Origin of the sequence: Altererythrobacter sp. CAU 1644 (assembly GCF_029623755.1) — a bacterium.
GTDB classification, from domain to species: Bacteria; Pseudomonadota; Alphaproteobacteria; order Sphingomonadales; family Sphingomonadaceae; genus Erythrobacter; species Erythrobacter arenosus.
Genome location: NZ_CP121106.1, coordinates 1,240,132 through 1,262,009, shown reverse-complemented (window position 1 = coordinate 1,262,009; position 21,878 = coordinate 1,240,132). Strand labels below are relative to the sequence as shown.

Here is a 21,878-nt window from a genome sequence, read left to right as displayed (position 1 = left end):
GCGTCGATGGCCTGGCGCTACGCTATTCCGCTCGGGCTGGTTGCCGCGACGCTTGCGGCCTGGCTCCTCCTGCCTGCGGGCGCGTTGAAGTGGGTGGTTGCTGCGCTTCTCGCAACCGGAACGCTGATCGCATTTTGGGATTTTTTTCAATATTCCCATACACTTAGGAGGAATTACCCGCTCGTCGCCAGGATGCGCTGGGTGGCCGAAGACCTGCGCCCCTTTGCACAAAGCTATTTCGTCGAGGGCGATCTCGAAGGGCGCCCCTTCAGTCATCAGGCGCGGGCGCTGGTCTATGCCCGGGCCAAGGGCGACCTCGATTCACATCCGATGGGGACCGAGCTCGACGTCTATTCCGATGAATACGAGTGGCTGAGCCATTCGATCGTTCCCGACGAGGGCGCACCGCAATACTGGCGCAAATGCGTGGGGGCCGCGACCTGCAAGAAGCCATTTGACAGCGCGCTGCTCAACATCTCGGCGATGAGCTTCGGCTCGCTATCGGCGCGAGCGATCGAGGCGCTCAACGCCGGCGCAAAGATCGGCGGCTTTGCCCACAACACCGGCGAAGGTTCGATCAGCCGCTATCACCGCTCGCCCGGCGGCGACCTGATTTGGGAACTGGGCAGCGGTTACTTCGGTGCCCGCGCCAGCGATGGCTCGTTCGATCCGGTCCAGTTCGCTGACAATGCGGCGGACGACCAGGTCAAGATGATCGAGATCAAGCTGAGCCAGGGGGCCAAGCCCGGTCATGGCGGCGTGCTGCCGGGCGCCAAGGTCACCAAGGAGATCGCCGAAGCGCGCGGCGTGCCGGTGGGAGAAACGGTTTATTCGCCCGCGGCGCATTCCTCCTTCACGACTCCGCTCGAGCTGCTCGAATGGCTCAGCGAATTGCGCGAGCTGTCGGGCGGCAAGCCGGTCGGGATCAAGCTTTGCGTCGGCCAGGTGCACGAGGTCCTGGCGCTGGCCAAGGCGATGCACCAGAGCGGCATGCATCCCGACTTCATCACCGTCGATGGCGCGGAAGGAGGCACCGGTGCAGCTCCGCTCGAGCTCTCCAACAGCGTCGGCATGCCGCTGCGCGAAGGGCTCATCCTGATGCGAAATGCGCTGGTCGGCACGCGATTGAAATCCAAGGTCGCGGTCGCTGCCTCGGGCAAGATTCACTCGGGCGCGATGATGGCGAAGTGTTTCGCCGTGGGCGCCGACTGGTGCAATGCCGCCCGGCCCTTCATGTTCGCGCTCGGCTGCGTGCAGTCGATGCAATGCCATACCGGCGACTGCCCGACCGGCGTGGCGACCCAGAAGGCCTGGCGCCAGCGCGGGCTGGTGGTCGAAGACAAGGCTCCGCGCGTGGCCCGCTTTCAGAAGCAGACCGTCCATTCGCTGCGCGAGATCGTGGTGGCGATGGGCCTCGAGACCCCGTGGGAGATCGAACCCCACGACATGCGCGAGCGGGTCAATGGCGCGCGCTCGGATTCCATCGATCGCATCTACAGCTTCCTGCCCGAAGGCATCCTGCTCGACGATCCGGACTCGACACGGCTCGCGCCCTACTGGCATGTCGCCAGCGCCGATACATTCAGGAGAGTACGATGAGTGCAGCCGAGGGTTTGAAGAAGTGGCACGTGGTGATCGATGCCGGCAGCGACCCCGCTGCGCTCGCCGCGATCATTCGCGACGATGCCGTGTTTCACTCGCCCGTCGTCCACACGCCTCAGGTCGGCAAGCCGATCGTCGTCGCCTATCTTTCGGCGGCCGGGCAAACGCTCGGCAATGACAGCTTTACCTATGTCCGCGAGTTGGTCGACGGAGAGAACGCCATGCTCGAATTCACCACCGAGATGGAAGGTATCCAGGTCAACGGGATCGACCTGATCCGCTTCGACGAAGACGGCATGATCGCCGATTTCAAGGTGATGGTGCGGCCGCTGAAGGCGGTGAACAAGGTGTGGGAGATGATGGCGGCGCAGCTGGAGCGCCAGAAAGCAGGCTAGCGCATTCTTATGAAGCCATCCTTTATCGCGCGCCTCACCCCATCCTCAACCATTGTCCGAATCACTGTATTGACGTCAGAACCGTGAGTTCCTTTTGACGCCAAGTCTTCCAAGTATTTAATGGTTTCCTCCGCAAAGGTGACATTCTTCCGTGTCGTACTTGATTTGCCTTGTGCCATGAGTCGTGGATAACATAAACAACACGAATATGTAACAGATTCGTGCCTTGCGTTTTTTCAGCACATCGGTCAAATTGTCTGTGGAGGACCGCGCAATGGCTCACGCAATCGAAGTTGAAATCGAAAGAAACTTCTCTGTTTTCAAGGATATGCTTGAGGAATTGCTTGAACGCGCTGCCGGAAAATATGCGCTTCTCCACAACCAGTCGCTAGAGGGTCTGTACCCAACAGCAGCTGCGGCGGGAAGAGCTGGCTTTGACAAATTTGGTGCCCGGCCGTTCTCCATCCAGCTTGTTTCAGATGAACCAGTTGATTTAGGATTTTACTCCTATGCCAACACTGAGCGGACATCTGCAGAACAATAGAATCCTAATTAAAGTAGGAATTCGTCAGTTCGAGCCAATTGGGCCAGTCGCAGGTCAATCGACGATACCGTCGCTAGATTATGTCGAAGCAATGGCTTTGGTCGATACAGGGGCAAGGCGCACATGCATATCCGAGCAACTCGTCCAGAAACTGCGCATGAGGCGAATCGGGCAAACTGAAGTCTGGAACGTTAAACGACCAGAGCGTCACTGGACTTACCTATTTCACGTCGGAATCTGGCCAGATACAGAGTTGGGAGTTCCTTCAACAATTTTCGGTATCGGAGAGGAAATTGAGGGAATTGACATTGGCAACCATCCGTATTTCGATGTCCTACTAGGCATGGACATCATCTCACAGGGAAGATTGCTCGTTGAACCAAATGGGGACTTCACGATCACCTTCGGCGAACAGTGAAGCCCCTCTGATCAAAACTATTGGTTCATGGTTTCGAAGAAGTCCTCGTTGGTCTTCGAATCCTTCATCTTGTCGAGCAGGAATTCCATCGCGTCGACCGTGCCCATCTGCATGAGGATACGGCGCAGGACCCACATCTTCGAAAGCTTGTCCTTCTCGACCAGCAGTTCCTCCTTGCGGGTGCCGCTCTTGCCGACGTCGAGCGCCGGGAAGATACGCTTGTCGGCAACCTTGCGGTCGAGCACGATTTCCGAGTTACCGGTGCCCTTGAATTCTTCGAAGATGACTTCGTCCATGCGGCTGCCGGTATCGATCAGCGCGGTGGCGATGATCGACAGCGAACCGCCTTCCTCGATATTGCGCGCGGCGCCGAAGAAGCGCTTCGGGCGCTGCAGCGCATTGGCATCGACGCCGCCGGTCAGCACCTTGCCCGAGCTGGGCACGACGGTGTTGTAGGCGCGGCCGAGACGCGTGATCGAGTCTAACAGGATCACGACGTCCTTCTTGTGTTCGACGAGGCGCTTGGCCTTCTCGATCACCATCTCGGCGACCTGGACGTGGCGCTGCGCCGGCTCGTCGAAGGTCGAGGAAATTACCTCGCCCTTCACGCTGCGCTGCATGTCGGTTACTTCCTCGGGACGCTCATCGACCAGCAGCACCAGCAGGAACACCTCGGGGTGATTGTCGGTGATCGCCTTGGCGATGTTCTGCAGCAGCACCGTCTTACCGGTACGCGGCGGCGCGACGATCAGCGCGCGCTGGCCCTTGCCCTGCGGCGAGATGATGTCGATCACGCGGGCCGACTTGTCCTTCACCGTCGGGTCGAGCGTATCGAGCGAGAGCTTCTCATCCGGATAGAGCGGGGTGAGGTTGTCGAAATTGGTACGGTGACGAACCTGCTCGGGATCGTCGTAATTGACCTGCGTCAGGCTGGTCAGGGCGAAATAGCGCTCGCCTTCCTTGGGCGCGCGGATCTCGCCTTCGACGGTATCGCCGGTGCGCAGGCCCCATTTGCGGATCTGGTTGGGCGAAACATAGATATCGTCCGGCCCGGCGAGATAATTCGCCTCGGGCGAGCGGAGGAAGCCGAAGCCATCCTGCAGCACTTCGATCGTGCCGACGCCCATGATCTTTTCTTCGTATTCCTCGTCTTCGGCGAGTTCGCGCAGGATGCAGAACATCAGGTCCTGCCGCCGCATCGTGCTGGCGCCTTCGACACCAAGTTCTTCGGCCATGCTGACAAGCTCGGCCGGGGTTTTCTGTTTGAGTTCCTTGAGATGCATTGTGTAATTCCGTCTTGGGATGGCCGGCAGGTCAGTACCTCTGTGGACGAGGATCTGGGCTTGGTGAAAGCAGACCTTGCTCTGCGGGATGCGGAGCCTGACCGGTTTAGAGGTTCGTAAAATACGATTCCGTCAGGGCTGCGTCAATCGCTGTTGATCGCAGCCGATATGCGCTTCGTCAGAATGGCCTGAGTTTTTGCTTGGCTTCAAGCGCCAGCGTTCGCGTCTGCTCACTTGGCTGTCCTCGCTCCCGCTGGTCGCTGCGGGCGGGCAGTCGCCCTTGCGGCCCTTTGGGCCGGTCATTCCTAGAATGGCCTGACCACCACCAGGATGACGATCAGCACCGCGGCCAGGCCCGGGACCTCGTTGAGCATGCGCAGGCGCTTGCCTTCGAGCACACGTTCACCGCGCGCGAGTTTCTTCGCATAGCCGGCAAGCCAGCCGTGATACCCTGACAGCGCAAGCACGAACAGCAGCTTGGCGTGAAACCAGCCCTGGCTGAACGCGCCGGTAGAGATCGCCAGCGCCAGGCCCAGCACCCAAACAACGATAATCGAAGGCGTGAGAATGATCCTCAGCAACCGCCGCTCGCGTTCGATCCAGACCGTGTCCGCGTCCGAACCGGGTTCTCCATCTTCCTGGTGATAGACGAAGAACCGCGGCAGCATGAACAACCCCGCCATCCAGAAGATCACGAACAGGAGATGGCCTGCCTTGAGCCAGAGATAGGTCATCGCGAGTAGGTCCTGCATTGCGTCGATCTAGCGAGCCGCCTGCACAATTTCATCCCCTCACTGCCGCGACGAGTTCTTCGACATGCTCGATCGGGGTGAACTGGCCGATTCCATGGCCCAGGTTGAACACATGCGGCCGGCCCGAGAAAGCCTCGAGGATGGCGCGAACGCGATCCTGCAGGCGCTGCCCCCCGGCAAGCAGCAACAACGGGTCCAGATTGCCCTGTACGGGCATCTGGGGCGGAATATTGGCATGCGCCCACACCGGATCGACGGTTTCGTCAAGCCCGATCGCATCGACGCCGGTTTCGCGGGCATAGGCGGGAAGCTTTGCCCCCGCGCCCTTGGGAAATCCGATCACCGGCGTATCGGGATGCGTCTGCTTGAGCGCCGCGGTAATCCTGGCGTTGGGCGCGATCACCCAGCGCTCGAACTCGTCGGGTGCCAGACTGCCCGCCCAGCTATCGAACAATTGCACCGCCTCGGCCCCGGCGTCGATCTGGCCGCGCAGATAGGTCACGCTGCATTCGGCAATGGCATCGATGATCGCCTGGAACCGCGACGGATCGCGATAGGCCAGCGCACGCGTCTCGTGCTGGTCGCGACTTCCCTCTCCCGCCACCATGTAGGTTGCGACCGTCCACGGACTGCCGGCAAAGCCGAGCATGGTGACGCCATCGCCCAGCTGCGCCCGGCACAGCCGCACCGTTTCGTAAACCGCCTCGAACCGCTCATGCTGCGGCGTGAAGCTGCCGAGATCGACGTTGAGCAAACGCGGCGAGAGCTTCGGGCCTTCGCCGGCAAGGAACTCGAGCCCCTGGCCCATGGCGTGGGGCACGATCAGGATATCCGAAAACAGGATCGCCCCGTCGAACCCGAACCGCCGCAGCGGCTGGATCGTCACCTCGGCCGCCGCCTCGCTATCGTAAACCAGGTCTAGGAATCCACCCTTCTCCGCCCGCAGCTCGCGATACTCGGGCAGGTAGCGCCCCGCCTGTCGCATGAGCCACATGGGCACCTTATCAGAGCGCTTTCCTTTAAGCGTGTCGAGAAGCAAGCCGGGCATTCGAGGGGTCCATACAATAATAAATGTATATTTATAAAAGGATTGAGGAGTCTGTTGGCCCTGTGGATTACGGGGATTGCGTCGCCCTGCCCGATTTCTCCCGCGATGAACAGGGTTTTGCTGGACAGCGAATCGCGGGACTCCTTGAGTCGAGTCAAACTTTTCCCCGCTCTCCCCAGCCTGTCGATAATCGGGGCGGCTTGTGCGCAGGTCGCGGGTCGAAAGTGCCGGTAGTGGGCAGGAAACTCATCCCCGAACTTGTCGGCAGGTTTCTCCCGTGGTTTATGCCACCTGCTTTCCACAGGGGCGAGAAGGGCGCGTTCTCCGCAAGCCATGTACAAACTGCACCTCCATCTGGTCTCGGATTCGACCGGCGAAACGCTCGAGATGATCGCCAAGGCGGCGCTCGCGCAATTCGAGGATGCCGACGTCACTCGCCACTTCTGGCCGATGGTGCGGTCGCGCCAGCATCTCGACCGGATCGTGCCCGATCTCGCTGCCAATCCCGGGCTGGTGCTGTTCACATTGGTCAATCCCGAGACGCGGGCGCGGCTGGAGGAGCAATGCCGCCAGCTGGGTCTGCCCGCGGTCCCCGCGCTCGACGCTGTGACCGAGGCGCTCGAATCGCAGCTTGGCCAGGAAGCCCGCGGCAAGCCGGGCCGACAGCACACCATGGACGAGGCCTATTTCCAGCGGGTCGAGGCGATCCAGTTCACCATTGCGCATGACGACGGCGTGGCGTGGGAGGATTGGGAGCAGGCCGACATCGTGCTCGCCGGGGTGTCGCGGACCTCGAAGACGCCGACCAGCATCTACCTCGCCAATCGCGGCTACAAGACCGCCAATATCCCGATCGTGGTCGAAAGCCCGCCGCCCGATGCGCTGTTCCGCCTGCGTCGCCCGTTGGTCGTCGGACTTACCACCGCGCCCGACCGGCTGGTGCAGATCCGCCGCAACCGGCTGCTCAGCCTGCACGAAGACACCGAAACCGCCTATGTCGATGACGAACGGGTGCGCGAAGAGCTGAAATATGCCCGCCGCATGTTTGCCGACAATGGCTGGCCGGTTATCGACGTGACCCGCCGCTCGATCGAGGAAACCGCCGCAGCAGCGATCCGGCTGCTCAGCCATCGTACCGGCGAGGATAACCTCCCGCTTCTTGGTTCGAAGCCGATATGACGTTGATCCTGGCGTCGAAATCGCAATCGCGCCGCGCGATGCTCGACGCGGCAGGGGTTCGCTACGAGAGCGTTCCGGCGCAGATCGACGAACGTGCAGTGGAGCAGGGGCTCGCGGACTGCTCGCCGGCCGAGATTGCCGAAGCGCTCAGCGTGGCCAAGGCGCAGGCGGTGGCGCAGGATAATCCCGGGCGACTGGTCCTTGGCAGCGACAGCCTCGTGGTGTGCGACGGACGCCGCTTCGACAAGCCCGAGAGCCGCGAACAGGCCGCCGAACATCTGCGCTTCTTTTCCGGCAGAGTGATGGAGTTACACAGCGCCGCTGCGATAGTGCGCGACGATACTTGCGAATGGAGCGAGGCTACCGCAGCCTATCTCAGCGTGCGGCGACTGTCGGACGAGTTTATCGCGCTTTATCTCGATGCCGAGTGGCCCGAAGTGTCCCATTGCGTCGGCGTGTTCCGCATCGAAGCGTTGGGCGTGCAACTGTTCGACAAGATCGAGGGCGACCAGTTTACCGTACTCGGCATGCCGCTGCTCGACGTGCTTGGGGCGCTGCGCGATCTCGGGGAGCTGCAAACGTGACGCGGGTGCATGCCGAGGTTATCGGCGATCCGATCGCGCAATCGAAGTCGCCCGCGATCCACAATTTCTGGCTCGGCAAGCTCGGGATCGACGCGGAGTATCGCGCCCGCCATGTCGCCAGCGAGGGGCTGGCAGATTACCTTGCCGAGCGGCGCAGCGATCCTGATTGGCGCGGGTGCAATGTCACCATGCCGCACAAGCAGGCAGTCATGCCGCTGCTCGACCGGATCGATCCGCTCGCCGAGGCGATCGGCGCGGTCAACACCATCGTTCATGAGGATGACGGAACGCTGAGCGGTTACAATACCGATGCAACGGGCTTCCTCGAACCGCTGCAGGGGCACCTCAAGGACAACCACTTCTTCCGCATGGCGCGGGTACTGGGTACCGGCGGTGCCGCGCGCGCCATCGTCAAGGCGCTGGCCGACGAGGGTTTCACGCTGGTGCTCGCGGGCCGAAATCCCGACAAGGCGCGCGGCTTGCTGGACGAACTTGCCCCCAAAGGCGAGCACCACAATCCACCGCTGTCGCACTTCGCCGGCGCGACCGAATTCGACTTCGACGATCGCGAAGGCTGCTTCGACCTCGTCGTCAACGCCTCGCCGCTCGGCATGCGCGGCCAACCTTCGTTGGCATTCGACTGGAGCCACGCCCCTCCCGGAAGCATCGCTTACGACATCGTCACCGACCCGCTCGAAACCGACTTCCTCGCCAACGCGCGTGCAGCCGGGCACGGGACTATCGACGGCCTTGCGATGCTGATCGGCCAGGCGGCCCATGCCTTCGAACGCTTCTTCGGCCAGAAGGCGCCCCGTGCAGTAGACGCCGGGTTGCGGGAGTTGCTGACCCGATGACCCGACCAAAGATCATCGGCCTGACCGGCTCGATCGGCATGGGAAAATCGACCGTCGCCGAGATGTTTGAGCGCGCCGGGGTCCCGGTCTTCGACGCCGATGCCGAGGTGCGCCGCATGCAAGGGCCGGGCGGCGAACTGATCGAACCAATCGAGGCGGAGTTTCCCGGGTCGACCGGGCCCGAGGGGGTCAAACGTGACGAGCTCGGTGCGCAGGTGTTTGCCGATCCGGCGGCGCTCAAGCGACTCGAAGCCATCGTCCATCCGGCGGTCGGCGCACAGCGCCAGGCTTTCATGATTGAGCATGCCGGTGCACCAATGGTGGTATTCGACATCCCGCTGCTGTTCGAGGGGACCGGGCATTCGCAGGTAGACGCGATCGTGGTCGTTTCAGCCCCGGCCGAAGTCCAGCGTGCCCGGGTCCTCGCGCGACCGGGTATGAGCCCCGAAAAATTCGCGCATATCCTGAGCTTGCAGCTCCCCGATGCGGAAAAGCGCGCCCGCGCGGACCATGTCATCGACACCGGAACGAGTCTCGCCGAGACCGAAGCGGCGGTGCGCGATCTGATCGCGCGGCTGTCGTGCGATGACTAACAAGGCGACCCCCTTCTAACCCCCTTGCCACCTGCAGATTCAAAGCCGATATGAGAATCAATGCGCGAAATCGTATTCGACACTGAAACCACCGGCCTCGACCCCAAGACGGGCGACCGGATGGTTGAGATAGGGTGTGTCGAACTGGTCAATCGCGTGCCGACCGGCGCGACCTTCCATGCCTATTACAACCCCGAGCGCGACATGCCTGCTGCGGCCGAAGCCGTGCATGGCCTCTCGAGCGCATTTCTCGCCGAGAAACCGCTGTTTCGCGATACTGCCGCCGAGTTCCTCGAATTCGTGGGCGATGCGCCGCTGGTGGCGCATAACGCCGGCTTCGATTTCGGCTTCATCAACAACGAACTCGAGCTGTGCGGACGCGAGGCGATCAGCCTCGAGCGGATGATCGATACCGTCGCGATCGCGCGCCGGCGCCATCCGGGGGCCAAGCTCTCGCTCGACGCCCTGTGCAACCGCTACGGCATCGACCGCAGCCACCGCGTCAAGCACGGGGCGCTACTCGATGCCGAGCTTCTGGCGCAGGTCTATGTCGAGCTGACCGGGGGGAGGCAGATCGGCCTTGAACTGGCGGCTGACAATGCGCCGGGCGAGCAGGCTCACGAAGGGGCCAAGGAGGCAATCTTGCCGCGCGCAAGCGGCGAACGGCGCGAGCCGCGACCGCATTCGGCGAGCGAGGAGGAACTCGCGCGCCACAAGGCATTTCTCGAAGAGATTGATTCGCCGCTTTGGGCGAATTGAACCCCGGCCCATCCCGAATGGCCCGGCAAGAATAGAAAAGGAGACAGACCACCATGGATATCCGCGTATCAGGACATCAGATGGAAACCGGCGCTGCGCTGCAAGAGCATGTTGCCGACAGGTTGGGCGGGATCGTCGACAAGTATTTCGATCGAGCGCTTTCGTCCCACGTCACCTTTGGCAAGGCGCCCGCTGGTGCCTTCAGCTGCGATATCGTTACCCATGTGATGCAGGGCCTGATCTTGAAGGCACAGGGCCAGGCACAGGATGCGCATCTCGCGCTCGATAATGCGGCCGAGAAGATCGACAAGCAATTGCGCCGCTACAAGCGTCGCCTCAAGGACCGCCACGAACAGGCTGCACACGCCGCCCGCGAGGAAGAGGCCGCCTATACGATCTTCGCCCCGGCAGAGGACGAGGAAGACGAGATCGTCTCCTCCGAAGCGCCTCCGATCGTTGCCGAGACCAGCACGGTCATTCCTGAAACCAGCGTCGCGGACGCGGTGATGATGCTCGACCTCCAGCACACGCCGGCGCTGTTTTTCAAAAATGCTGGAACTGGCCGACATAATATGGTTTACCGCCGCGCGGATGGGTCGATCGGCTGGGTCGAACCCAAATAACGCCTCGCGGCCACTGCCGGTCGCAACGGGGAGGCAACACCATAGATCGCTGAAAGATCGTCGTTTTTGGACGGTTGGCAAGCCTGTTGGACGGCACCCCTCACTGGAAGTTCTGATCGATAACAAGCTGACATGAATGTGAATTTCAAATTGCTGCCGGAAGCGGTCGCGACCGCGCGCCTCGATTCGAAAGGCGATGTTCTCCAGCGCGTCGCGGATATTTTCGCCGACGTGTACGGGATCGACGCCAATGGTGCGCTCGAAGGGCTGGAGGAACGCGAAGCGCTCGGCTCGACCGGATTTGGCCGTGGTGTGGCGATCCCTCATGCGCGCTCGACGCAGGTCAATCGCCCGGTTGTGGTGCTGCTGCGCTTGGAACAGCCGGTCGATTTCAGGGCTGCTGATGGTATGCCGGTCGATCTGGTGTTTGGCCTGCTCTCGCCGGAAAATGCCGGGGCCACCCATCTCCACGCGCTCGCGGCGATCTCGCGGTTGGCGCGCGACGAAGCAATGCACGAGAAACTGGCTGAGGCCCAGAACGCCGAGGCGCTCTTTGCATTGATCAGCGACCAACTGGATCGCGATGCCGCCTGATCAGGGTTCGACCAGCGGCGCGCAGCTCCATTTCCGCGCGCTCGAGAACCTGTACGCCTCGGCACCGGTCAACGCGCTGTTCGATTCCCGGCTCGAGATCCCCTCGGCTGGGCAGTCGCGCATAACCTTCACCGTCGATGAGCGATCCTATCACGCAGCGGGTGCGGCGCACGGCACGATCTATTTCAAGATGCTGGACGATGCGGCATTCTACGCCGCCAACACGCTAACGACCGACCGATTCCTGCTGACGACCAGCTTCAACCTTCACTTTACCAAGCCGGTTCGGGGCGGCGAAGTGGTGGCCGAAGGTCGCTGGATCAGCGGCAAGCGCCGCGTTTTCGTTGCCGAGGCGCGCCTGGTCGATGCCGAAGGCGACGAGATCGGCCGCGGGACGGGCACGTTCATGCGCTCGCGGATCGCCCTGTCGAGCCTGCCCGGCTATCGATCTGACGAAGGGTAGCGGTTTGGACGCGCGGCTGCCTGCCCATCTCGAAGTTGCCGGGCTCCTGCGCGGAGCGGAATCGGCGGGCGGATTCGGCATGGTGCTGCATCGCGGCGAGAAAGACGCCGGGACGATCCTGATCTTAACTATGTACCGCGGTGAAGGCCTTGTACTTTTCGAACGCATGCCCCAGCTCGACGGTAAGCGACCATTTATTGCTGCAAAGCGGGAAAACGCTGAAAATCGGCAAGAAATGGACGAATATCTCGAAAAACGTCGAAGCCAGGACCCCGATATCTGGGTGATTGAACTGGACATCGCGGATGCAGAACGGTTCATCGCATCTACCGCGGGTTAACTTTACAATCCCCCCCTGTCGCCTATTTGGCCCGCCAGCTTCCAGGTGCGCAGGCGGCACGCATGGCAATCAGGCCAGCGAGCTAGCACGCAGACGGGGGGCGGCCGGCAGGCCAAGAAACTGGACCCACCTCTCTCAACGCAATTAACGCGATAGGTCCCAGCCTGCGACTGTGCTCGTCCACCGCACATTTGTGACGGGAATATGAGTCGTAAGACCCATAGTTTAGGTGCAGCTGCACTCATCGCAGCCACCAGTTTGACTTTTGCCAGCGCCGAGACATCCGGCGCTTTTGCCCAGGATGCGCAGGAAATCCCTGCGTCGGGCATGGAGACAACCGACGTCGCCGCGGCGGGTTCCGAAGAACTTCCGGCCGAAGCTGCAACCGTGTTCGTTTCCGAAGAAGTGGTCCAGGCCCTGCCCGAAGCGGCGGCCGGCGAGACCGACTCTGACAATCCGGTCAAGGTTTCCGCCAGCTCGCTCCGGCAGCTCGTGGCCGCGACCGACGTCGATCACGCGCTGAGCGAGCAGATGCAGTGCCTCGCCGGAGCAATCTATTTCGAATCGCGCGGTGAACCCCTTGCCGGCCAGTTGGCGGTGGCGCAGGTCATCATCAACCGCGCCGACAATGCGCGTTTCCCCTCAAGCTATTGCGGCGTGGTCTACCAGCGCTCGCAGTTCTCCTTCGTGAAGAACGGCAGCATGCCGCGGATCAAGACTGGCTCAAATGCCTGGCGCAATGCCAAGGCGATCGCCAAGATTGCGCATGAAGGCCAGTGGGAATCGGAAGCGGCGGATTCGCTCTACTTCCACGCCAAGTATGTGCGCCCGAGCTGGAGCCGCAAGAAAGTGGCCCGCGCGACGATCAACACGCATATCTTCTATCGCTAACCTTTCGGGTCAGCGCTGAAGAAAGAAGGCCTTCACTCGTCGCGAGTGGAGGCCTTTTTCGTTGTGTCAGTTGCGGAGCTGCACCCAGACCGGCGCGTGATCGCTCGCCTTTTCGCGGCCGCGATGATCCTTGTCGACGCCCACCGCTTCCAAGCGGTCGGCTAGTTCGGGCGAGAGCAGCAGGTGGTCGATCCGGAAACCGTGATCCCGCTGCCACGCGCCCGCCTGGTAGTCCCAATAGGTCCAGACGCCGCCGCGCGGATTGAGCGTGCGCATTGCATCGGTCCAGCCATCGGCAAGCAAGCGGGAATAGGCAGCGCGCGATTCGGGCTGCATCAGCGCATCGGACGCCATCGCCTTGGGCGACCAGACGTCGTCGTCATGCGGAATGACGTTGAAATCGCCCACTACCGCGCAGGGAACCTCCTCGGCCCAGATCTCGGCCATTCGCTCGCGCAGACGCTCCATCCACGCCAGCTTGTAGTCGAATTTGGGCCCGGGATGCGGATTGCCGTTGGGCAGGTAGATGCAGACGACCCGCACGCCATTCACATCGGCTTCGAGATAGCGCGCCTGTTCGCCTTCGCCGTCGTTGGGGCCGTCAATGCCCAGCCCGCGCCGCACTTCAACCGGCCCGGTAAAGCTGGCCTTGGCATCGACCAGCATGGCGACACCGTTGAAGCTCTTCTGGCCGTGCCAGATCGCTTGGTAGCCGATCGCTTCGAACTCGCCTGCCGGAAAGCCGTCGTCCTGGCTCTTGATCTCCTGCAGGCAAGCGACCGAGGGGCGCGTTTCCTCAAGCCATTCCTTGAGACGCGGCAGGCGCGCCTTGATGCCGTTGATGTTGAATGTCGCGATCTTCATCGGGCGATTAGTGCCCGAAGATTGCGCGCGGGTCTAACTCAAATCCCGAAGCTGGAGCCGCATCCGCAACCGGCCGCGGCATTCGGGTTCTCGACCTTGAAGGCCGCCCCACCAAGCGATTCGACAAAATCGACGACGCTGCCACCGACGAGGTCGAGGCTCACCGGATCGACCACCAGTTGCACCCCATCGGTCTCGCTGACGCTGTCATCGGCAGCGGGCCCGTCGGCGAGGTCGAACTTGTACTGGAAGCCCGAGCATCCACCACCCTCGACCGAAAGGCGCAGGATCGCCGGTTTCGCCTGTTTCTCGGCGATCCAAGCAACGCGCTTCGCCGCAGCGGGGGTGAGAGTGAGAGTTTCGGCCATGTTGGGCACGATCTAGGGATGCCCGGACGCGATCTCAAGCGGTCTGGATGTAATTGCGCATCGCCGCGGCCTCGTGCTCGACCTCATCTATCCGGTTCTTCACCAGGTCGCCAATCGAGATGAAGCCGGCCATATCGCCGTTCTGCATCACGGGCAGGTGGCGAATCCGGCGCCGGGTCATCAGCGCGAGCGCCTCGTCGCACTTCGCGCTTGCTTCGACCGTGATGGGGGGCGCGGTCATGACCTTCCCCAGCTCGTACGAGAGACAGACGTCGCCTTCATCGGCAAGGCGATAGATAACGTCGCGTTCAGAGAAAATTCCGACCACCTTGCCATCCTGCGTGACCGGCAGCGCGCCGATCCGTTTCTCCGCGAGCAGCTTGATGGCCTCGCGGACCGGGGTCGACACGTCGCAGCTCACGATATCGGCGGCGGTGCGGTCGCGGATGATATTGGCGATATGCATTGGCGAAATCCCTCGTCTGGCTTGGTGCAAGGATGCCATCTCGCGCTTGAAAAAGCGAGTCATGGCGCGTGGTGATCGGTGATCGGGGTGCGTTTAGCCATTGCTTCGCGCACCGCTTGCCCCCATCTGGCCCGCATGGTCGGCAAATCCCCCCTCGACGATCCGGAAAAGGCGGCCTTCGCCTGGGCGCGCTATCGCCGGTTGATGCGCTTCATGTTCGGGGTAACGGTGGGCGTGGTCGCGATCGCGCTGGCCTTGCTCTACAAGTACAATGGCGCGGTTTCGGTGCATTTCTATATTGCGGTCGCGCTCGGCGTCGGCTTCTCGATGCTGTTGACGAGCGCACTGATGGGGCTGGTATTCCTTTCCAACGGCACCGGCCACGACGAGACCGTCGACAACCGAATGCCTCGCGCCGACGAGGACTAGGGCTCACCCTCGCGGGCAAGACGGAATTCCTCGACGACCTGGCCGCCGATCAGGTGTTCCTGGATAATCCGTTCAAGCACCTCCTCATCCGCAGAATGGTACCACACCCGGTCCGGCCAGATCAGCGCGATCGGCCCGGCGGCGCAGATCTGCAGGCAGTCGGCCTTGGTGCGCTGCACCCCGCCGCAGGTGCCGCCCATGCCATCCTCTCGCCGAGGGCCGGCAAGCCCGAGCTGCTTGAGTCGCTTCTTGAGGAATTTCCATGCCCGCTCCCCCTCGGCGCGGCTGCAGCATTTCTGCTTTTCGCTCATCGCGCACAGGAAGATATGACGTTCGATCGTCTCGCCGCCGATCTTGGTGAGCGCGCGCTTCGCTTCGGCGAGTTTCCGGGGGCGGGTCACGTCGCGAACAGGGCGGCGTGCAGCGTCAATCAGCCGCGCTTGCCCGCAATGCGCGCAATTTCGGCCTGAACCATCTTCTCGACCATGCCGGGCAGGTTCTTGTCGAGCCATTCGGCCAGCATCGGGCGCAGCATCTCGCGCACCAGACCCTCGAGCGAGGTTTCTCCCGAACGCACGATCTGCGGCCTGGCGCCCGGTTCGGCGAGCATGGCGAGTGCGGAAAAGTTCTCGCGCATCGAATCGCGCACCGTGTCGCTTGTCAGCGGCGTATCGCTGTCATCGGCCTCGACATCCGCGATTTCGTCGTCGAGATCCTCCGAATACTCCATCGCACCCAGATCGAGCACTTCGTCCTCCGCTTCATCTTGCGATACGGAAGTGGCGCGGATCACGCCTTCGCTCTCGCGACGGCGCTGCAATTCGCGCGCACCTTCACGATTGTCGCGCGCAATCACCTTCTTGATGGATTCGAGGATTTCCTCGACCGAAGCTTCATTCTGCTGCGACATCACCATGCCCCCAGGGTGCGGAAGGTGACGTCACTGCGGCGCGGCATCACCCGATTCTTGCTCGGCCGCAATTGTCGCGTCGGGAGCAGGTATGTCAACGGTTCTGGTTGAATTCGCTTGCGGTTCCGGATCGCGATCCCAGTCGAAGAACTTGCCCTTGACCCGATCGTAATTGATCTGCGGGTCGTACAGCGGTCCGCCGGTGTCGAGGTTGAGGTCGCGCGCTTCGGCGCGGCCCATCGCCGCCAGCAGGCTGAATCCGGCGACATAGGCGTTGCGCCGCGCGGTCACGAGCTGCGCCCGCGCCGAGAGCAGTTCCTGCTCGGCGTTCAGCACATCGAGGATGGTGCGATTGCCGATCGAATTCTCGGCCCGCACGCCCTCGAGGCTCAGTTCGGCCGCGCTCACGGCGGACTGGCTGCTCTCGATAATCGCATTGGCAGCCTGCCAGCTCGACCACGCCGCGCGCACCTGCGCGATCACGGAGCGTTCGGTCGCAATGACCTGCTCGAGCGCGGCGCTCTCACGGGCATAAGCCTGGCGCTGCTGGGCTGCAGGGCGCCCGCCCTGGAAGATCGGAATGGTCACCTGGACGCCCGCATTCATGGTCGTCTCGGTCTGCGCGAAGTCGGACGAGATCGGGCCGCCCAGCGTCCCGAAATAATCAGTGTAGTCGAGCCCGGCAAAAAGGCCGAAGGTCGGCAGGCGTCCCGAGCCTGCGACTTCGGAGTCAAAGCCCGCCGCATCGGCGCGCTCGCGCGCTGCGATCAGGTCGGGGTTGTTTTCGAGCGCCGAGACAACCGCCTGGCCGACCGTTTCGGGCAGGCCCGGCAGCGGCGGCGGCGGTTCCAGGTTGTCGGGCGCTTCGCCGACCAGCTGAATATAGGTTTCCCGGGCCGAGATCAGATTGGCCTCGGCCCCGCGCAGATCGCCAGCGGCGACCGCCAGTCGCGATTCGGACTGGGCGACATCCGTGCGGGTGAGATCGCCGATCTCGAAGCGATCGCTGGTGGCCTCGAGATTGACGGTGAGCACCTGGACCTGGTTCTCGGTGAGGGCGACGAGCGCCTCGTTGCGCAGAACGTCCATGTAGGCGGCGACGACCTGGCTGAAAATCGCGCTTTCGGTGCCGCGCAGGTCTGCCTGCCCGGCTGCAACGCGCTCCTTCGCTGCCTTGATTGAATTCTTGACCGCTCCGCCCGAGTAGACCGGAACCTGCAGGTCGGGACCGATGGTGAAGCGGCGCTCGGGCGCGGTAAAGCTGTTGGGCGAAGTGCGCAGGAACTCGATATGGTTGGCAGTTGCCGTGACGCTCGGCAGGCCTTGGGAGCGCTGGAGCGGGACCTCTTCATCGGTCGCGCGCTGCTGGGCGCGGGCCGATCGCAATGTCGGGTTGGTATTGTAGGCGCTGACCAGCGCTTCACGCAGCGTATCGGCCTGCGCGGAAGTACCGATGAAGGTCGAACTCAGCAGTATTGCGGCGGCCAGACGCCGTCCGTTCGTGGCCGCACGCATCATGCTTAGAAGCTCCATTCCTTCGGTTTGTCGAACTGGTGCAGCACTGGAATGCCGATATCGGCAAGCGGCTGCAGCGACACGGTTCCGGCAATTTTTCGGCCGCTGGCCAGCCGGGTCACACCGCGCACGACGAGGCCGGTGACGATCCGGCCGTCTTCTTCGAGGTACTTGCCGAGTGCGTCGGGAAGCTGTTCGACGGCCCCGTCGACCAGGATCAGGCTGTAGCTTCCGCGTTTGCCTGCCTTGGCCGCAATCTCGTCGGCGTCGACATTGTCGAGCTTGGCCACTAGCGGGCGGATCAGCTCGGCCAGATAGCCGCTGCCCCCGTCAACGACCAGCACGCGATCGGCGCTTGTCGGCGCCGCTTCGCCAAGCATCTTGCCATGCACCAGTGGGGCGGGAAGGAAGCGACCTTCGCCGAGCGGGATCGCGCGGTCCATATAGGCGATGCTTCGCGCCGCTTCGGGCACGAATTCCTCACGCGGCACACTGCCCATGCGAGCGAGCACGAAATCCTCGTGCACACCGCTGGTGCGAAGCTGGCTGTCGATCATGGCTTTGCGCATTGAAGACATTTCAAACTGGGTCATTTCGATCTCGGAAGGCTGTATTACACTGATAACACAGTGCGTCAATCCTCCCTAAACAATCGTCTCGGCTGCGCCAAGCGCTTTGACGCTAGGCGAGATGCCTGCTTATGGGATTTTCGAATTCGACCGAATGGAAGGCGCAATCGATGAGCGACATGACCATAATCCGCGAAGACGACCTGATCGAAACGGTCGCGGATGCGCTGCAATACATCTCCTACTACCATCCGATGGACTACATCCAGGCGCTGGGCGAAGCCTACGAGGCGGAGCAGGGCCCGGCGGCAAAGGACGCGATCGCCCAGATCCTCACCAACAGCCGGATGTGCGCCGAAGGACACCGGCCGATCTGCCAGGACACCGGCATCGTCAACGTCTTCATTAAGTGGGGTCAGGATTGCCGCCTCGAATCGGGCAAGAGCCTGCAGGAAGTGGTCGATGAAGGGGTGCGCCGCGCCTACAACCACTCCGAAAACAAGCTGCGCGCCTCGATCCTTGCTGATCCCGCCTTCACCCGTCGCAACACGCGCGACAACACGCCGTGCGTCCTCTCGGTCGAGATGGTGCCCGGCAATACGGTCAGCATCGACGTCGCGGCCAAGGGCGGCGGCAGCGAGAACAAGTCCAAGTTTAAGATGATGAACCCGTCGGACAACATCGTTGACTGGGTGATCGAACAGATTCCTTCGATGGGGGCGGGCTGGTGCCCTCCCGGCATGCTCGGCATCGGGATCGGCGGCACGGCGGAACACTGCATGAAGCTCGCCAAGCAGAGCCTGATGGATCCGATCGACATGGCGCAGCTCAAGGCGCGCGGGGCGCAGTCCGATATCGAGCAATTGCGGATCGACATCTTCGATGCGGTCAATGCACAGGGCGTCGGCGCGCAGGGTCTGGGCGGCCTGTCGACGGTACTCGACGTCAAGATCCTCGACTGGCCCTGCCACGCTGCGGGCAAGCCGGTGGCGATGATCCCCAATTGCGCAGCCACGCGTCATGCGCATGTCACCATGGACGGATCGGGGCCGGCCTATATTCCGCAGCCCGATCTCGACAAATGGCCCAAAGTGCAGTGGGCACCCGATGCCGAGGCCAAACGGGTCGATCTCGACAACCTCACACCCGAGGAAGTCGCCAGCTGGAAGGCGGGCGACCGCCTCCTACTCAACGGGGCCATGCTGACCGGACGGGACGCAGCGCACAAGCGCATCCAGGACATGATCGCTCGCGGCGAAGAGCTACCTGTCGAATTCCGGGGCCGTGCGATCTATTATGTCGGACCGGTCGACCCGGTCATGGGCGAGGTGGTCGGTCCGGCGGGCCCAACCACGGCGACGCGGATGGACAAATTCACCGAGATGATGCTCGATCTCGGCCTCCTCGCGATGATCGGCAAGGCCGAGCGCGGCCACGATGCGGTCGAGGTGATCAGCCGCTTCAAGGTCGCCTATCTGATGGCCGTGGGCGGTGCGGCCTACCTCGTCAGCCGGGCGATAAAGGAGGCCAAGGTGGTGGGATTCGAAGACCTCGGCATGGAGGCAATCTACGAATTCACGGTCAAGGACATGCCCGTAACGGTCGCCGTCGACAGCGAAGGCACCAACGTCCATACATTGGCCCCAGCGCAATGGAAGGCACGGATTTCCAACGAGAAACTGCTCGCTTGACCATTCGCCTACAAACGTTTTCCTTCGATGAACTTTCGATGAACGGCATTTCCTGCCCGACGACGGATTCGCGTGGCGCCAACTGCGGGGTTAAGGGGCGCAAATGACGCAAATTCACTCTTTCGAGCCGCAGGCGCGCGTAACGCTGCGAACCGTGCTGGTCTCGATGATCGTGCTGTGGGCGACCTACTTCGCCATTACCACGCTGCGCGCCTATGTCATCGGCTTCGAACTGCAGATGGACATGATGTGGCGCCGGGGCGTGGTCACGCTGGTCGGAATCGCCATGACCGTTGTGTTCTGGCTGTTCCTGCGCCTGTTCGACTCCCGTCCGCTTGGGATGAAGGTGGCCGCGGGCCTGCTTATCGCCCTGCCGATCTCCATACCGATCGCGCAGGTCAACCAATGGATGTTCGAGGACATCCAGAGGTCCGAAGAGGCGAGCTACGCCCGCAAGAACGGCATCCAGATGCGCCGCGACGATGCCGGCAACCTGATGGTCGACATTCCGGTTCGCGGCCGACCATCGGATCCCGACAATCCCGTGCCCGAGAACGAGGAGGCCATTGCCGAAAGCTACATGATCGCGCCGGCGCCGACCGTGAAGGAGAAATGGCTCGGGGTGATCGATATCGCGCTCGGCCGCTATTTCCTGCTGCTCGCCTGGGCATCGCTCTACTTCGCGCTGCTGGCGATCGCACAGGTCCGGCGGGCGGAACGTCGCGCCGCGGAGTTCCGGGAAGCCGCGCGGGCGGCTGAGCTCAGGAGCCTGCGATACCAGGTCAATCCGCACTTCCTGTTCAACACGCTCAATTCGCTCTCGGCCATGGTGCTGACTGGCAAGGCCGAGCGGGCGGAGCAGATGATCCAGACCATGTCGCGGTTCTATCGCCAGAGCCTGGCAGAAGATCCGATGGTCGATGCGCGCCTCGACGACGAATTCGACCTTCAGGAGCAATATCTCGCCATCGAGGCGGTCCGATTCCCCGACCGCCTGATCAGCAAGTTCGACCTGCCGCGCGATCTGGAAGATGCACGCGTCCCGGGCATGATCCTCCAGCCCCTGATCGAGAACTCGGTGAAATATGCGGTCTCTGCGGTGAACCGGCCGGTGACCATTACCGTCGCCGCGCGCGAGGAGTTCGATCGGCTGGTGATCACCGTTACCGACGATGGGCCTGGCGTCCCTGCCGGTGCCAGCCATGGCTTCGGCATCGGCCTCGCCAATGTACGCGATCGGCTCGAGGCTCGTTTCGGGCCCGATGTCGTGCTATCCAGCTCACCCATCCCCGGCGGCTACAAAAGTGAAATACGGATTCCACTGACTCGCAATGGCTGACGATTCCCAACTTGATAAACCGCTGCGTACGCTGATTGTCGACGACGAACCGTTGGCGGTGGAACGCGCGCAGGTCATCTGCGCCTCGCTCGACGCGATCAATGTCGTCGGCACCGCGAGCGATGGCGCTGCGGCGCTGCGACTGATCGAGGCGCTGTCGCCCGATCTGGTCTTGCTCGACATGACCATGCCCGAACTCGACGGACTGGAGGTAGCGCGCGCACTGGGCAAGCAGGACAATCCACCTGCGGTGATCTTCGTGACTGCGCATGATGATTTTGCGGTGGAGGCATTCGATCTTGAAGCGATCGACTATGTGCTCAAGCCCGTGGCGGCCGATCGACTCGGTCGCGCGATCGAACGCGCGGTCGCGCGGCGCGGCGAGCGCCGAGAAAGTGGCGGACGCTGGCTCGAGGAGCTATGGGTCCCGCACCGCAGTGAATTGTTGCGGATCGCGGTGAGCGAGGTCGCCCGGATCGATGCCGAGCGCGACTATGTGCGTCTCCACGTCGGCCTCAAGGGCGAGGGCGGGCGCTCCTACCTCCTGTTACAGACCATTGCCGGGCTTGAGGAGAAGCTCGACCCGGCTGAGTTCATCCGCATTCATCGTTCGACCATCCTGCGCAAGGATCGCATTCGCGGCTTGCGCCACGATGGCTTGGGAGTATGGTCGGCGGAGTTGGATGATGGGGAGGCGTTACGGATCGGCCGTACCTACCTGCCCAAAGTGAAATCGATGGCCGGGCGCTAACCCGACCATCGATCCAGTTTCACCCCCCGCTAGACGGGTGGCTTCGTGTGGCGG

Annotated in this window: 28 protein-coding genes; 18 read left to right on the top strand and 10 right to left on the bottom strand. The window is 62.4% G+C overall.

Annotation, left to right across the window (positions count from 1 at the left end):
* Window positions 1-6: 6 nt before the first annotated feature.
* From P7228_RS06230 to P7228_RS06215, 4 genes are all read left to right on the top strand, one after another.
* Entirely contained in the window at window positions 7-1,599 is a 1,593-nt protein-coding gene (locus P7228_RS06230; RefSeq protein WP_278017348.1) for an FMN-binding glutamate synthase family protein, read from the top strand.
* The gene (locus tag P7228_RS06225; protein WP_278017347.1) at window positions 1,596-1,997 is read left to right on the top strand and encodes a nuclear transport factor 2 family protein; all 402 of its coding nucleotides are present in this window, start codon (window positions 1,596-1,598) and stop codon (window positions 1,995-1,997) included. The genes P7228_RS06230 and P7228_RS06225 overlap by 4 nt, the downstream gene beginning before the upstream one ends.
* Before the next feature lie 274 nt (window positions 1,998-2,271).
* Window positions 2,272-2,541: a hypothetical protein gene (locus P7228_RS06220; protein ID WP_278017346.1), complete on the top strand. Its 270-nt coding sequence runs from the start codon at window positions 2,272-2,274 to the stop codon at window positions 2,539-2,541.
* On the top strand, window positions 2,507-2,959 hold the full coding sequence (locus P7228_RS06215; RefSeq protein ID WP_278017345.1) for a pepsin/retropepsin-like aspartic protease family protein: 453 nt from the start codon (window positions 2,507-2,509) through the stop codon (window positions 2,957-2,959). The genes P7228_RS06220 and P7228_RS06215 overlap by 35 nt, the downstream gene beginning before the upstream one ends.
* A 17-nt stretch (window positions 2,960-2,976) precedes the next feature.
* Here the strand turns inward: P7228_RS06215 and rho are convergent, their stop codons facing one another.
* The 3 genes from rho to hemE form a co-directional block, all read right to left on the bottom strand.
* Complete coding sequence (gene rho, locus P7228_RS06210) at window positions 2,977-4,242, bottom strand: transcription termination factor Rho (RefSeq protein WP_278017344.1); 1,266 nt, start codon at window positions 4,240-4,242, stop codon at window positions 2,977-2,979.
* Window positions 4,243-4,547: 305 nt separating this feature from the next.
* Window positions 4,548-4,994 carry a CopD family protein gene (locus P7228_RS06205; protein ID WP_278017343.1) on the bottom strand — a complete coding sequence of 149 codons (447 nt, stop codon included), beginning with the start codon at window positions 4,992-4,994 and terminating at the stop codon, window positions 4,548-4,550.
* 31 nt (window positions 4,995-5,025) lie between these two features.
* Complete coding sequence (gene hemE / locus P7228_RS06200) at window positions 5,026-6,042, bottom strand: uroporphyrinogen decarboxylase (RefSeq protein WP_278017342.1); 1,017 nt, start codon at window positions 6,040-6,042, stop codon at window positions 5,026-5,028.
* A 333-nt stretch (window positions 6,043-6,375) separates the two neighbouring features.
* On the opposite strand from hemE, the gene P7228_RS06195 reads away from it, so the two are divergent.
* From P7228_RS06195 to P7228_RS06150, 10 genes are all read left to right on the top strand, one after another.
* Window positions 6,376-7,221 carry a pyruvate, water dikinase regulatory protein gene (locus P7228_RS06195; protein ID WP_278017341.1) on the top strand — a complete coding sequence of 282 codons (846 nt, stop codon included), beginning with the start codon at window positions 6,376-6,378 and terminating at the stop codon, window positions 7,219-7,221.
* Window positions 7,218-7,805, top strand: a complete 588-nt coding sequence (locus P7228_RS06190) for a Maf family protein (RefSeq protein ID WP_278017340.1) — start codon at window positions 7,218-7,220, stop codon at window positions 7,803-7,805. The genes P7228_RS06195 and P7228_RS06190 overlap by 4 nt, the downstream gene beginning before the upstream one ends.
* On the top strand, window positions 7,802-8,659 hold the full coding sequence (gene aroE, locus P7228_RS06185) for a shikimate dehydrogenase (protein WP_278017339.1): 858 nt from the start codon (window positions 7,802-7,804) through the stop codon (window positions 8,657-8,659). The genes P7228_RS06190 and aroE overlap by 4 nt, the downstream gene beginning before the upstream one ends.
* Window positions 8,656-9,252 carry a dephospho-CoA kinase gene (gene coaE, locus P7228_RS06180; RefSeq protein ID WP_278017338.1) on the top strand — a complete coding sequence of 199 codons (597 nt, stop codon included), beginning with the start codon at window positions 8,656-8,658 and terminating at the stop codon, window positions 9,250-9,252. The genes aroE and coaE overlap by 4 nt, the downstream gene beginning before the upstream one ends.
* A gap of 60 nt (window positions 9,253-9,312) precedes the next feature.
* Window positions 9,313-10,011 carry a DNA polymerase III subunit epsilon gene (gene dnaQ, locus P7228_RS06175; protein WP_278017337.1) on the top strand — a complete coding sequence of 233 codons (699 nt, stop codon included), beginning with the start codon at window positions 9,313-9,315 and terminating at the stop codon, window positions 10,009-10,011.
* Window positions 10,012-10,064: 53 nt separating this feature from the next.
* Window positions 10,065-10,634 carry a ribosome hibernation-promoting factor, HPF/YfiA family gene (gene hpf / locus P7228_RS06170; protein ID WP_278017336.1) on the top strand — a complete coding sequence of 190 codons (570 nt, stop codon included), beginning with the start codon at window positions 10,065-10,067 and terminating at the stop codon, window positions 10,632-10,634.
* A 132-nt stretch (window positions 10,635-10,766) separates the two neighbouring features.
* The gene (locus P7228_RS06165) at window positions 10,767-11,228 is read left to right on the top strand and encodes a PTS sugar transporter subunit IIA (RefSeq protein WP_278017335.1); all 462 of its coding nucleotides are present in this window, start codon (window positions 10,767-10,769) and stop codon (window positions 11,226-11,228) included.
* The gene (locus P7228_RS06160; RefSeq protein ID WP_278017334.1) at window positions 11,218-11,691 is read left to right on the top strand and encodes a PaaI family thioesterase; all 474 of its coding nucleotides are present in this window, start codon (window positions 11,218-11,220) and stop codon (window positions 11,689-11,691) included. Before P7228_RS06165 ends, P7228_RS06160 begins: the two co-directional genes overlap by 11 nt.
* Window positions 11,692-11,695: 4 nt before the next feature.
* Window positions 11,696-12,031: a DUF1491 family protein gene (locus P7228_RS06155; protein WP_278017333.1), complete on the top strand. Its 336-nt coding sequence runs from the start codon at window positions 11,696-11,698 to the stop codon at window positions 12,029-12,031.
* A gap of 204 nt (window positions 12,032-12,235) precedes the next feature.
* Window positions 12,236-12,922: a cell wall hydrolase gene (locus P7228_RS06150; protein WP_278017332.1), complete on the top strand. Its 687-nt coding sequence runs from the start codon at window positions 12,236-12,238 to the stop codon at window positions 12,920-12,922.
* 66 nt (window positions 12,923-12,988) lie between these two features.
* Here the strand turns inward: P7228_RS06150 and xth are convergent, their stop codons facing one another.
* The 3 genes from xth to P7228_RS06135 are packed head-to-tail and all read right to left on the bottom strand — an operon-like array spanning window position 12,989 to window position 14,620.
* Window positions 12,989-13,786 (bottom strand): exodeoxyribonuclease III, encoded by a 798-nt coding sequence (gene xth / locus P7228_RS06145; RefSeq protein WP_278017331.1) that lies wholly within the window; start codon window positions 13,784-13,786, stop codon window positions 12,989-12,991.
* Window positions 13,787-13,824: 38 nt separating this feature from the next.
* A complete protein-coding gene (locus P7228_RS06140; RefSeq protein WP_278017330.1) occupies window positions 13,825-14,154 on the bottom strand; it encodes a HesB/IscA family protein in 330 nt (109 codons plus the stop codon).
* A 34-nt stretch (window positions 14,155-14,188) separates the two neighbouring features.
* Complete coding sequence (locus P7228_RS06135) at window positions 14,189-14,620, bottom strand: CBS domain-containing protein (RefSeq protein WP_278017329.1); 432 nt, start codon at window positions 14,618-14,620, stop codon at window positions 14,189-14,191.
* 135 nt (window positions 14,621-14,755) lie between these two features.
* On the opposite strand from P7228_RS06135, the gene P7228_RS06130 reads away from it, so the two are divergent.
* Window positions 14,756-15,049, top strand: a complete 294-nt coding sequence (locus tag P7228_RS06130) for a hypothetical protein (RefSeq protein ID WP_278017328.1) — start codon at window positions 14,756-14,758, stop codon at window positions 15,047-15,049.
* On the opposite strand, the gene P7228_RS06125 is transcribed toward P7228_RS06130, so the two are convergent.
* Genes P7228_RS06125 through P7228_RS06110 form a run of 4 tightly spaced genes read right to left on the bottom strand, consistent with a single transcriptional unit; the run spans window position 15,046 to window position 18,043 of the window.
* Complete coding sequence (locus P7228_RS06125; protein WP_278017327.1) at window positions 15,046-15,450, bottom strand: (2Fe-2S) ferredoxin domain-containing protein; 405 nt, start codon at window positions 15,448-15,450, stop codon at window positions 15,046-15,048. The two genes, P7228_RS06130 and P7228_RS06125, sit on opposite strands and share 4 nt — an antisense overlap.
* Before the next feature lie 29 nt (window positions 15,451-15,479).
* On the bottom strand, window positions 15,480-15,959 hold the full coding sequence (locus P7228_RS06120; protein ID WP_278017326.1) for a DUF2497 domain-containing protein: 480 nt from the start codon (window positions 15,957-15,959) through the stop codon (window positions 15,480-15,482).
* A gap of 30 nt (window positions 15,960-15,989) precedes the next feature.
* Window positions 15,990-17,477 (bottom strand): TolC family outer membrane protein, encoded by a 1,488-nt coding sequence (locus P7228_RS06115; RefSeq protein WP_430732506.1) that lies wholly within the window; start codon window positions 17,475-17,477, stop codon window positions 15,990-15,992.
* Window positions 17,478-17,479: 2 nt separating this feature from the next.
* On the bottom strand, window positions 17,480-18,043 hold the full coding sequence (locus P7228_RS06110; protein ID WP_278017325.1) for a protein-L-isoaspartate O-methyltransferase family protein: 564 nt from the start codon (window positions 18,041-18,043) through the stop codon (window positions 17,480-17,482).
* A 170-nt stretch (window positions 18,044-18,213) separates the two neighbouring features.
* Here P7228_RS06110 and P7228_RS06105 point away from each other — a divergent pair, with 170 nt between their 5' ends.
* The 3 genes from P7228_RS06105 (at window position 18,214) to P7228_RS06095 (ending at window position 21,824) form a co-directional block, all read left to right on the top strand.
* Window positions 18,214-19,734 (top strand): fumarate hydratase, encoded by a 1,521-nt coding sequence (locus tag P7228_RS06105; protein ID WP_278017324.1) that lies wholly within the window; start codon window positions 18,214-18,216, stop codon window positions 19,732-19,734.
* A 103-nt stretch (window positions 19,735-19,837) separates the two neighbouring features.
* Window positions 19,838-21,073: a sensor histidine kinase gene (locus P7228_RS06100; RefSeq protein WP_278017323.1), complete on the top strand. Its 1,236-nt coding sequence runs from the start codon at window positions 19,838-19,840 to the stop codon at window positions 21,071-21,073.
* Window positions 21,066-21,824 carry a LytR/AlgR family response regulator transcription factor gene (locus P7228_RS06095; protein ID WP_278017322.1) on the top strand — a complete coding sequence of 253 codons (759 nt, stop codon included), beginning with the start codon at window positions 21,066-21,068 and terminating at the stop codon, window positions 21,822-21,824. Before P7228_RS06100 ends, P7228_RS06095 begins: the two co-directional genes overlap by 8 nt.
* Window positions 21,825-21,878 lie beyond the last annotated feature (54 nt).